This window comes from Brevundimonas vesicularis, assembly GCF_032067225.1.
Classification (GTDB): Bacteria; Pseudomonadota; Alphaproteobacteria; order Caulobacterales; family Caulobacteraceae; genus Brevundimonas; species Brevundimonas vesicularis_F.
In genome coordinates this window covers 3,586-14,623 of sequence record NZ_DAMBJX010000064.1, presented here as the reverse complement: position 1 = coordinate 14,623, position 11,038 = coordinate 3,586, and the positions used below count along the sequence as shown (strand labels likewise).

At 67.0% G+C, this 11,038-nt stretch carries 10 protein-coding genes; 8 read left to right on the top strand and 2 right to left on the bottom strand.

The genetic code is table 11. The features are described from left to right. Together RT123_RS13525 and trpE are read left to right on the top strand one after the other, a co-directional pair. Nucleotides 1-1,791 (top strand): peptidyl-prolyl cis-trans isomerase (locus RT123_RS13525; RefSeq protein ID WP_313009638.1); only part of this gene is annotated, 1,791 nt, incomplete at its 5' end. After that, nucleotides 1,788-3,305, top strand: a complete 1,518-nt coding sequence (gene trpE / locus RT123_RS13520) for an anthranilate synthase component I (RefSeq protein ID WP_313009636.1) — start codon at nucleotides 1,788-1,790, stop codon at nucleotides 3,303-3,305. The genes RT123_RS13525 and trpE, both read left to right, overlap by 4 nt. Here trpE and RT123_RS13515 read toward each other — a convergent pair. Beyond that, a complete protein-coding gene (locus RT123_RS13515) occupies nucleotides 3,302-3,505 on the bottom strand; it encodes a peptidoglycan-binding protein (RefSeq protein WP_313009634.1) in 204 nt (67 codons plus the stop codon). The genes trpE and RT123_RS13515 overlap by 4 nt on opposite strands. 88 nt (nucleotides 3,506-3,593) lie before the next feature. Here RT123_RS13515 and RT123_RS13510 point away from each other — a divergent pair, with 88 nt between their 5' ends. The 4 genes from RT123_RS13510 (at nucleotide 3,594) to lexA (ending at nucleotide 6,832) form a co-directional block, all read left to right on the top strand. Further along, a complete protein-coding gene (locus tag RT123_RS13510; RefSeq protein ID WP_313009632.1) occupies nucleotides 3,594-4,184 on the top strand; it encodes an aminodeoxychorismate/anthranilate synthase component II in 591 nt (196 codons plus the stop codon). Nucleotides 4,185-4,186: 2 nt separating this feature from the next. Next, nucleotides 4,187-5,224, top strand: a complete 1,038-nt coding sequence (gene trpD / locus RT123_RS13505; RefSeq protein WP_313009630.1) for an anthranilate phosphoribosyltransferase — start codon at nucleotides 4,187-4,189, stop codon at nucleotides 5,222-5,224. Beyond that, the gene (trpC, locus tag RT123_RS13500) at nucleotides 5,221-6,051 is read left to right on the top strand and encodes an indole-3-glycerol phosphate synthase TrpC (RefSeq protein WP_313009628.1); all 831 of its coding nucleotides are present in this window, start codon (nucleotides 5,221-5,223) and stop codon (nucleotides 6,049-6,051) included. The genes trpD and trpC overlap by 4 nt, the downstream gene beginning before the upstream one ends. A gap of 82 nt (nucleotides 6,052-6,133) precedes the next feature. Continuing rightward, nucleotides 6,134-6,832, top strand: coding sequence for a transcriptional repressor LexA (gene lexA / locus RT123_RS13495; RefSeq protein ID WP_313009626.1), 699 nt, complete (start codon nucleotides 6,134-6,136; stop codon nucleotides 6,830-6,832). On the opposite strand, the gene RT123_RS13490 is transcribed toward lexA, so the two are convergent. After that, nucleotides 6,813-8,930: a ComEC/Rec2 family competence protein gene (locus RT123_RS13490; protein ID WP_313009624.1), complete on the bottom strand. Its 2,118-nt coding sequence runs from the start codon at nucleotides 8,928-8,930 to the stop codon at nucleotides 6,813-6,815. The two genes, lexA and RT123_RS13490, sit on opposite strands and share 20 nt — an antisense overlap. A 67-nt stretch (nucleotides 8,931-8,997) precedes the next feature. Here RT123_RS13490 and gltX point away from each other — a divergent pair, with 67 nt between their 5' ends. Then, nucleotides 8,998-10,413: a glutamate--tRNA ligase gene (gene gltX / locus RT123_RS13485; protein ID WP_313009623.1), complete on the top strand. Its 1,416-nt coding sequence runs from the start codon at nucleotides 8,998-9,000 to the stop codon at nucleotides 10,411-10,413. Nucleotides 10,414-10,479: 66 nt separating this feature from the next. Next, the coding region (locus RT123_RS13480) for a citrate/2-methylcitrate synthase (RefSeq protein WP_313009622.1) at nucleotides 10,480-11,038 on the top strand (559 nt) is incomplete at its 3' end.

Below are 11,038 nucleotides of genomic sequence, written 5' to 3'. Positions count from 1 at the left end.
CCGAAACACGTCATCGACGCGGGCGACCGCTCGATGAACGAAGTCGAGTTCCGCACCGCTTTCGATCAGGTGCGTGAACGGCTGCAGCAGCAGGTCGGCCGTCCCCTGACGAACCAGGAGCTGGTTGCGGAAAATATTCACGTCCGCTTCCTGACCGAGCAGACGCAGCAGCTGGGCTTCTTGAACTGGGCCTTTAAGGCAGGCATCCGCCCGGGCAAGGAACTGATCGTCAAGCAGATCCGCCAGATCCCGGCCTTCTTCAACTCGGTCACCGGACAGTTCGACCAGCAGGCCTATGAAGCGGCTCTGGCACAGCAAAACCTGACCCCCGCCATGCTGGAGCAGGACCTGCGCGACCAATACGCGACGGAACATTTCGGCGCCGCCGTCTTCGCCGGCGCCCGCGTGCCGCGCATCTATGGCGCGCTGCTGGCCGGGTCCGCCTTCGAAAGCCGCGATGGTCGTTGGTTCGAGGTGACCCCCGCGATGGCTGGTCAAATCCCGGCCCCGACCGACGCCCAGTTGAACGCCTTCATCCAGGAAAACGCCGACCGCCTGCGCGCGCCTGAGTTCCGCATGGTGTCGGTGGTCCTGTTCACGCCTGAGGCTTCGGCCAATGCGCCGATCTCGGAAGACCGCATCCGCGAGCGCTTCGAGTTCAAGAAGGACACGCTAAGCAAGCCCGAGACGCGCTCGTTCGTCACCCTGACTGCGCCCAACCGCGAGACGGCCCAGAAGATCGCCGCCGCCCTGCGCGCGGGCCAATCGCCCGCCGACGTCGGCCGCGCCAACAACATCACGCCGGCCGCCTTCAACGAAACCCCCCGCTCGGCCATCGGCGACGCCGCAACCGCAGCCGCCGTCTTCGGCCTGCAAGCCAATCAGGTGTCCAACCCGGTTCAGGCCGGTGTCGGCTTCGCGGTCGCCAAGGTCACGGCCGTTCAACCCGCCGCGCCCGCAACGCTCGACAGCGCTCGCGAGGAACTAATCCAGGAACTGCGCGCCGAGGACGTGAAGACCCAGACCTACGCCAAGGTCGAGAAGTATGAAGCCGCCCGCACGGCCGGCAAGAACCTGGCTGACGCGGCGAGCGAAGCCGGCGGTCGCGTCGTCGATCTGCCGCCCTTCACCAAGGACGGCAAGCTGCCGAACGGTCAGGCGCTTAACGCTCCGCCGCAAATCTTCGAGACGGCCTGGAGCCTGACCAAGGGCGGCGAAAGCGACGTCATCGACGCCGGTCAGGGGCAGTATTTCGCCGTGCGCGTCAACGACATCCGCCCGTCGGCCCTGCCGACCCTGGCAGAGGTGCGTGAGCCCTTGGCCGCCCAATGGATCCAGCGTGAGACCATGCGTCGCCTGTCGGCCAAGGCCGAAGAGCTGACGACCCGCGTGCGCAATGGCGAGGACATCGCCGCGGTCGCTCGCTCGGTCAATGCGCCGCTGACCGTGCGTACCGGCGTCATCCGCAATCAACAAACCCAAGAAGCCCTGGGTCAGGGCGTGCTTCAGGGTCTGTTCGGCCAGTCCAAGGGCCAGGCCTTCTCGCAGCCGGCGTCGCAGACCGCCTATGTGGTCGGCCGCGTCGACAACGTCCGCGCCGCCAATCCGGCCGTGGCCGGTCCGCTGGCCGAGCAGGTCCGCCCGCGCCTGACCCAGGAGTTGGTGCAGGCGATGGTCGAATCGTCGGTCTCGGCGGGCGCTCAGCGCTCCAAGGCCAAGAACGACCCGGCCCAGGCGCTGTCGGCCCTGGGTCTGTCGGCTGGCGCAACGCCCGCCGCACCGGCGCAATGACCGACGACGCTTCGCGCGACATCACGTTCGACGCCTTCGCCGCCGGCCTTTCGGCCGGTCGGCCGCAGGTCCTGGTTCGGCGGGTCATCGACGACCTGGAAACCCCGGTCTCGGCCTATCTGAAGCTGGGGCGCGATCGGCCGTACGCCTGTCTGCTGGAGTCGGTCGAGGGCGGCGCGGTCAAGGGACGCTACTCCATCCTGACGCTGGATCCCGATGTGGTCTGGCGTTGTCGATCCAACGCGGCCGAAATGTCGCGCGGCTCAGCCATAGCGGAGGGTCGCTTTACCGCCGAACCCCTGCCGGCGCTGCAATCCCTGCGCGCGCTGATCGCGGCGTCGAAGTTCGATCTGCCGGAGGGATTGCCTCCGATGGCCGCCGGCCTGTTCGGCGTTTTCGGCTACGACATGGTGCGACTGCTGGAGCCGCTGGGCGCGCCAAACCCCGATCCGCTCGACCTGCCCGACGCCGTGCTGACGCGGCCGTCGCTGGTGGCCATCTTCGATTCGGTTCGCCACGAGATCGTTCTGGTATCGGCCGCCTATCCCGACGCGGGCATCGCCTCCGAAGAGGCGTTCGACGCCGCGACGGCGCGGCTGGATGCGTTCGAGACGGCCTTGCGCGAGCCTCTGCCCATCCGCGCCGCCCCGCAGCAAACGCCGGCTCCCGTCTTCACCTCGCCGGTGGACGAGCCGGCCTTCGGCGAGATGGTCGCCAGGGCCAAGGACTACATCGGCGCCGGCGATATCTTCCAGGTCGTCCTCAGCCACCGCTTTTCGGCGCCTTGGACCGACGATCCCTTCGCCTTCTATCGCTCGCTGCGTCGCCAGAATCCGTCGCCCTATCTGTTCTATCTGAACTTCGAAGGCTTCCAGCTCGCCGGCTCCAGTCCCGAGATCCTGGTTCGGTTGAAGGACGGCGAGGTCACGATTAGACCGCTGGCCGGCACCCGCATGCGCGGCGCGACGCCAGAGGCGGACAAGGCGCTGGAAGTCGAACTGTTGGCTGATCCGAAGGAGCTGGCCGAGCACCTGATGCTGCTGGACCTTGGCCGCAACGATGTCGGGCGCGTCGCGGCGCCCGGCACGGTCGAGGTCACCGAGAGCTTCGTCGTCGAACGCTATAGCCAGGTCATGCACATCGTCTCCAACGTGCGGGGCAAGGCTGACCCCAGGCTGGATGCGGTGGACACGCTGCTGGCCGCCCTGCCGGCCGGCACCCTGTCGGGCGCGCCCAAGGTCCGCGCGATGGAGATCATCGACGAACTGGAAAGCGAAAAGCGCGGCGTCGGTTATGGCGGCGGCGTCGGCTATATTTCGGCCGGCGGCGAGGCGGACATCTGCATCACCCTGCGCACCGCCCTGTTCGCTGACGACAGGATCTTCGTTCAGGCCGGGGCCGGCGTCGTCGCCGACAGCGATCCAGCGGCCGAATATGCCGAGACCCAGCACAAGGCGCGGGCGCCGATGCGGGCGGCGGAAGCCGCCTGGCGCTTTCGCACCGGCAATCGCTAGCGCGAAATCGTCATTACCGGGTCGTTGAACTGCACGCCCGGCCCGATGATGACGACGCCCGCCATCAGAACCGCTGCGGTGGCCGCGAACGCGGCTGCGCCAAGCGCGGCGACGGGGTTGGGCTTGGTTTCGACCACGACCAGCTTCGCCTTTGCGGCGGCGATCTTGGCGGCGATGTCTTTTTCAGCGGCGAGTTTCACCCGCCCAGTCCTAGTCCCGTCGAGTTAAAATGCGCTTTAAGGCCGCGCCCGCTTGGCGCGGACGCGCGTCACGCCTAGAAGCCAAGCCATGATCCTCGTCGTCGATAACTACGACAGCTTCACCTACAATCTCGTCCACTACCTCGCGGAGTTGGGCGCGCCGACGCATGTGGTGCGCAACGACGACCTGTCGGTGGACGAGGCGTGGGCGCTGAACCCCGCCGCCGTTCTGCTTTCGCCTGGCCCATGTGCGCCCGATCAGGCCGGCATCTGTTTGCCGTTGATCACGACAGCGCCAGAGTCGATGCCGATCCTGGGCGTTTGCCTGGGTCATCAGGCCATCGGCCAGGCCTTCGGAGGCGACGTCATCCGCGCCAAGACACTGATGCACGGCAAGACCTCGCCGATCCTGCACGAGGGCCAGAGCGTCTTCGCCAGCCTGCCCTCGCCCTTCACCGCCACACGCTATCACTCACTGGCGGTCAAGCGCGAAACCCTGCCCGACGACCTGGAGGTCACCGCCTGGACCGCCGACGGCGAGATCATGGGTTTGCAGCATCGCAGCCGCCCGATCCACGGCGTGCAGTTCCACCCGGAATCCATCGCCACCGAGCACGGTCACGACATGCTGGCCAACTTCCTTGAGATCGCCGGCGTAAAGCGCCTCGCGGCCGCCTGACCGTGGGCGACGGGTTCAAGCCGATCCTCGCCCGGCTGGTCGAGGGCCATCCTCTGACGTCGCAGCAGGCGCACGACTTCTTCGCCGCCTGCCTGCGGGGCGAGCCCACGCCTTCCCAGGTCGCAGCCGCCGTCACCGCAATGCGGATGCGCGGCGAGACAGTGGACGAGATCGCCGCCTTCGCGGGCGCCATGCGTGAAGCCGCCCTGACGCTGGATCATCCCCACGAGGTGATCGACACCTGCGGCACCGGGGGCGACGGCCAGCACACCTACAATATCTCGACCGCCGCAGCCCTGGTTCTCGCCGGCGCCGGTCTGAAGGTCGCCAAGCACGGCAATCGGGCGATGTCTTCGAAATCAGGATCTTCCGACGTCTTGTCGATCCTGGGCGTGAACTTGATGGCGTCGCAGGCGCAGCAGAAGAAGGCGCTGGACGAGGCCGGGATCTGCTTCCTGTTCGCGCCTGCCTATCACGGGGCGATGCGTCATGTCGGGCCGGTGCGAGCCGAGATCGGTTTCCGCACCGTCTTCAACCTGTTGGGACCGCTTTCGAACCCGGCGTCTGCAAGGCGGCAGGTCATGGGCGTCTATGATCCGCGCCTGCTGGAGCCGCTGGCCGAGGTGCTGGGCCGGCTCGGCGCCACACGCGCCTGGACCGTTCACGGCCAAGGCCTGGACGAACTGGCGACTTCCGGCCCCACGGACGTCGTCGAATGGAAGGATGGCGCGGTTCGTCGCTTCCAAATCACGCCCGAGGACGCCGGCCTGCCGCGGGCCTCTATCGCAGACATTCGCGGCGGCGACGCCGAAGAGAACGCCGTCGCCCTGCGCGCGCTTCTGGCCGGCGCCGCCGGACCCTACCGCGACATCGTGCTGCTGAACGCCGCCGCCGCCCTCGTGGTGTCCGATCGCGCGGCCGATCTGGCCGATGGCGCCGCGCTCGCCGCTGCCGCCATCGACGACGGTCGAGCCGCCGAGGCGCTGGATCGCCTGGCCCGCATCACCTCCACGCCGCTGGAAAGCGAAGAGCCCGCATGACCGACGTTCTGGATCGTATCGCCGCCTACAAGCGCGAGGACGTCGCCGCCCGCAAGGCGGCGACGTCACAGGACGCGATCGAAGCCCTGGCCCGCGCCGCATCGACCCCGCGCGGCTTTCGCGCCGCCTTGGAACGCGTCGGAGAGGAAACCGGTCGTCCCGCCCTGATCGCCGAGATCAAAAAGGCCAGCCCGTCCAAGGGCCTGATCCGGCCCGATTTCGATCCGCCGGCCTTGGCCCGCGCCTATGAGGCCGGCGGCGCGGCCTGTCTGTCCGTGCTGACCGATGGCCCCAGCTTCGAGGGCGACGACGCCTATCTGGGCCAGGCTCGCGAGGCCGTCGCCCTGCCCTGCCTGCGCAAGGATTTCCTGGTCGATCCCTGGCAGGTCGCCGAAAGCCGCGCCCTTGGCGCCGACTGCATCCTGATCATCCTCGCCATGATCGATGACAGCCTGGCCGCTGAACTGCTGTCGGAAGCCGAACGCTTTGGCATGGACGCGCTCATCGAGACCCACGACGAGGAAGAAATGGCGCGCGCCTGTGCGCTCGGCGGCGATCTGGTTGGGGTTAACAATCGCTCGCTGCGCACGTTCGAGGTCGATCTGGAAACCACGGAGCGGCTGTCGATGCTCAGCCCCGTTCGCGCTCTACTGGTCGCCGAGAGCGGCATCTTTACGCCCGACGACGTTGCGCGCGTCTCGGCTGCCCATGCCCAGGCGATCCTGGTTGGCGAGAGCCTGATGCGCCAGGCCGATGTCGAGGCGGCGACCCGTCAGTTGCTGGCCGTTAGAGCCGAGACGCGGCGGCAAGCCTCGCCGTTAAGTTGACATTAGCAAGGAACACTTACAGAACATCGACAAATGTTCACGGCCCGTTCCGATTCGTCGGCGGGCGCATGAGGGCCTGGCGATGCTCACGCGCAAACAGCACGAACTGCTGATGTTCATCCACGAACGCATTCAGGAAACCGGCGTCTCCCCTTCGTTCGACGAGATGAAGGAGGCGCTCGATCTGGCCTCCAAGTCCGGCATTCACCGGCTGATCACGGCGCTGGAGGAGCGCGGGTTCATTCGTCGTCTCGCTCACCGCGCCCGCGCGTTGGAAGTCACGAAGCTGCCCGAACAGGCGACGGCCGGCGCGCCGCGCGGTCGCGCCGGGTTCAAGCCCGACATCATCGAGGGCGGCGGGGGTGTCCGACCTGCGGCCCCGATGGCGGCAAACGACACCCGCGAGCTGCCGCTGATGGGCAAGATCGCCGCCGGCACGCCGATCGATGCGATCGAGCATGAAACCGCCCGCTATCCGGTTCCGGAGTCCATGCTGGGCTCTGGCGAGCACTATCTGCTGGAGATCGAAGGCGACTCCATGATCGAGGCCGGCATCCTGAACGGCGACATGGTAGTGATCAAATCGACCGACAACGCCGCCTCCGGCGAGATCGTGGTGGCTCTGGTCGAGGGCGAGCAGGCGACGCTGAAGCGCCTTCGGAAGAAAGGGGCCTCGATCGCGCTGGAACCCGCCAACCGCAACTACGAGACCAAGATCTATGGCTCGGATCAGGTCGCGGTCCAAGGCAAGCTGGTCGGCCTTATGCGCCGCTATCACTGACCTCCGGATCGGACTGACGCGTCCAGGGGCGGTCGCCGCGAACGTCGGCCGTCCACACCGCTCGCCATCGATTCGGCTCGCCCGAACGGACGCGCCACAACTCCACCGCCCCACCCCGTGAAAAGTCCACGCCGTCCAGGACAAGACGATCCTGACAGGCGCTTGGGATCGACGAGACGACGGCGCGGACGCTGACGACGGGCGCTGCGCGGCATAACGCGTCCATCTGATCGGAGCTCGGCGACTTTCGCCCCCACCAGATCGCAACGGGCCCGGCCTCATCGGTGTCCGGTCGACAGGAGAAGCGGTCGCAGATCCAGCCCGTCTCCGACCGATCCATCATGGGCAACCCCCGTCGTCGCGACCACAGATCCACGGCAAACTCGCGCACGCTAGGCCGCACGACGACTGCCGCCTGATCACGGTGAAAGGCGGCAGTCGTCCCGCCATCGCCGATCCAGAGGTCCGGCGTTGGTTCACGCGGCCAGATCAGGACGGCGGCTGCAAAGGGCAGTCCCAACCAGCGCAGGCGGCCCTGCCACAGACAGACGAGCAACACGCCCAGAAAGGCGATGGGCAGCACATAGTTCGGCGCGCTGGCGACGGTTCTGACCGCGCCAGGCAATCCCGCCGTCCAGGCGCCGATCGCCAGCATCAGATCCACGCCCCATCCCGCGACCGCCAGGAACGGTCTCCCCAGCCCCAAGGGCTCAAGCGCTGCGCCCAAGGCCAGCGCCGGCATCAGGATGAAGTCCGCCACGGGCGACGTGCCGAGATTGGCGAGCAGTCCATACATGGCGGTGCGGTTGAAATGCTGCATGGCGAACGGTCCCGTCGCCAATCCGGCGACGACGCTGGCCGCCACAGCCGCCGTCAACCACCCGCCCAGCCGTTGGACTGCCAGGATCGGCCAGGGCGCGGATATTTCGCGCGGGCGCTTCGGCCAGGCCTCGACCAAGGCGACCAAGGCCGCCGTCGCCGCGAACGACATCTGGAAACCCGGCGTGACGATGGCTTCAGGCTGTATGGCCAAAACGATGAAGGCCGCCACAGCCAGGCCATGCATCGTGACTGCCTGTCGATCCAGCAGGATGGCCAGAAAGGCGATGGAGGCGGTGATGGCCGCCCGCTCGGCCGGAGGCGGTGCGCCCGACACCACCAGATAGACCCCGACCGCCGTCAGGCCCGCCAAGGCCGCGACCTTCTTGCCGTGAACCCGCAGGGCCAGCCAAGGCCAGGCCGCCACGCCCAACCGCACGGCGAAGAAGACGAAACCGCCGACGATGGCCATATGCAGCCCTGACACCGACAGGATGTGCGCCAGGCCGGAATCGCGCATCACGTCCATGTCCTCCTGACTGATCCAGGTTTCGTGACTGGTCGTCATGGCGGCGGCGATCCCGCCGGTCCGTTCGCCAAGCCGTGCCACGATCCGCTCGGCCAGTGCGAAGCGGGCGCTGTTGACCGCCATTTCAAGTCGAAGTCGCCACGGCGGCTTGGCCAGATCGGCCCCACGCGTTTCACTCAAGGCGAACGCTACGCCGCCCATACCTTGGAAGAAGGCGTTGCGGCCGAAGTCGTAGGCGCCGGGGCTGGCCGGCGCAGGCGGCGGATTCAGAATGCTGAACAGGCGGATCGCTTCGCCAGGCCGCGGCGGCTCGGCCCGCACCGTCGCCCGCAAGCGCACCGGCGTCTGTTCGGGCGTCAGTCCGCGAATCCAGACCGGTGCGATCACGACCCGCGCGCCTCGCTGACCCGGGCTGTCGACATCGACGACCCAGGCTTCGATCACGGTCGGTTCGCTGAGGGCGGGCGCGATCGGCGCAGCGACGGCTTCGGTGCGCACCTTGGCCGCCGCCAGCCCGCCTGAAACGCAGGCCAGCATCATGAGCAGCCAGGTCAGGCGTCGCGACCCGCCGCGCCGGCGCGCCACGACCCACAGCCCAAAGGCCAAGGCGGCGCCCAGCAACAAGGGCCACAAGACCGGCTCGGCTCGCAGGGCGAAATAGATGCCTCCGCCCGATCCGAATGCGACCGGCGCCCATAGCCGCCATCTCAGGGTCTGGGCGGCCACCTCGGCGTGCAGCCAGGCGCGCAATCGCGCAGCGGGGGTAGGTTTTGCCGCATCGGGGCGTATAAGGGCCTCGCTTACGGACCCCTCCCCCATGACCTCACCTTCCTCGACTGTCGTCACCCGCTTCGCCCCCTCGCCGACAGGCTATCTGCATATCGGCGGGGCGAGAACCGCATTGTTCAACTGGCTATACGCCAAGAGACACGCTGGACGTTTCCTGATCCGCGTCGAGGATACCGACCGTGAACGCTCGACCGATGAGGCGGTGAAGGCCATTTTCGACGGCCTGAGCTGGCTGGAGCTCTTCGCTGACGACGAGCCGGTGTTTCAGTTCAGCCGGGCCGACCGCCACCGCGAGGTGGTCGATCAACTGCTCGAAACCGGCCACGCCTACCGCGACTTCACCTCGGCCGAGGAGACCGGTCGTCTGCGCGACGAGGCCAAGGCCGAAAAGCGCACCTTCGAATCGCCCTGGCGCGACCGCGAGCCGACCGTAGATGATCTGGCCTCGCCGCACGTCGTGCGCTTCCGTCGGCCAAAGGCGACGACGGTCACGGTGGCCGATGAGGTCCAGGGCGACGTGAACTGGTCGACCGACGACCTGGACGATCTGGTTCTGCTGCGTTCGGACGGCGCGCCGACCTATAATCTCGCCGTCGTCGTTGACGACCACGACATGGGGGTGACCCACGTCATTCGCGGCGACGACCATTTGAACAACGCCGCGCGCCAGAGCCTGATCTACGATGCGCTGGGCTGGATGCGCCCGACCTTCGCCCACATCCCCCTGATCCACGGACCGGACGGCGCCAAGCTGTCGAAGCGTCACGGCGCGCAGGCGGTGCATGAATACGCCGAGATGGGCTACGTGCCCGAGGCCATGCGCAACTATCTGGCTCGCCTGGGGTGGGCGCACGGCGACGACGAACTGTTCAGCGACGCCCAGGCCATCGAATGGTTCGATCTCGCCGGCATCGGCAAGGCGCCGGCTCGCCTGGACTTCGACAAGCTGGCCCACGTCAATTCGCACTGGCTGCGCCTCGCCGACGACGAGCGGCTCGCCAAGCTGACGCTGGATGCGCATCTGCAGAAGGGCCACGCCCTGGCGGAGGCTGACGAAGCCCGGCTTCAGCGCGCCATGCCTTTCGTCAAGGATCGCGCCAAGACGATCCTCGATCTGGCCGACCAAACCGCCTTCGTCCTGAAATCGCGCCCGCTGACCCTGGACGATAAGGCGAAGGCGCTGCTGTCCGGTGAAACTCTGGATCGCCTCGCCCGCCTGCGCGAGCGGCTGTCCCTGTTCCAATCCTGGGATGTCTTCGCGCTCGAAGCCGAGCTCAAGGCCTTTGCGGAATCCGAGGGCGTCGGGTTCGGAAAAATCGGCCCGCCCATGCGCGCAGCGCTTACCGCAGGGTCAACATCACCTGATATTGCACGAACTTTGTCGGCTCTTGGGCGCGACGAAAGTCTCGGGCGCTTGGATGATGCGCTGCAACAGACTAAGTGATCACCCACAAACCAAAAAGCGGCCGACGCCTCCCCGCGCCTGGACGTGTGATGCAAAGGGGCATTCATGACTGAACAAGCCAAACCCGCCGGCTCGGCGACCCTGTCCTTCGAGGACAAGACGATCGAGTTGCCGGTCCTTTCGGGCTCCACCGGCCCGGACGTCATCGACATCCGCAAACTCTATGCGGGAACGGGCGCCTTCACCTTCGATCCCGGCTTCACCTCGACGGCGGCCTGTGAATCGGCTCTGACCTATATCGACGGCGACGCCGGCGTGCTGCTGCACCGCGGTTATCCGATCGACCAGCTGGCGTCGAAGTCGAACTTCGTCGAGGTCTGCCACCTGCTGCTGCACGGCGAACTGCCGACCGCCGCCCAGTACGAGAAGTTCGAAAACAGCATCACCACCCACACGATGCTGCACAGCCAGTTCGATCGCTTTTTCGAAGGCTTTCGCCGCGACGCCCACCCGATGGCCATCATGGTCGGCACCGTCGGCGCCCTGTCGGCCTTCTATCACGACAGCCTGGACATCCACGATCCGATCCAGCGCGACATTTCGGCCATTCGCCTGATCGCCAAGATGCCCACGATCGCGGCCCGCGCCTATAAATACCACATCG

Bases quoted from the DNA above. Each gene is read 5' to 3' on its own strand.
- RT123_RS13510 (WP_313009632.1), top strand. From the start codon at position 3,594: ATGATCCTCGTCGTCGATAACTACGACAGCTTCACCTACAATCTCGTC.
- trpC (WP_313009628.1), top strand. From the start codon at position 5,221: ATGACCGACGTTCTGGATCGTATCGCCGCCTACAAGCGCGAGGACGTC.
- trpE (WP_313009636.1), top strand. From the start codon at position 1,788: ATGACCGACGACGCTTCGCGCGACATCACGTTCGACGCCTTCGCCGCC.
- gltX (WP_313009623.1), top strand. From the start codon at position 8,998: ATGACCTCACCTTCCTCGACTGTCGTCACCCGCTTCGCCCCCTCGCCG.
- lexA (WP_313009626.1), top strand. From the start codon at position 6,134: ATGCTCACGCGCAAACAGCACGAACTGCTGATGTTCATCCACGAACGC.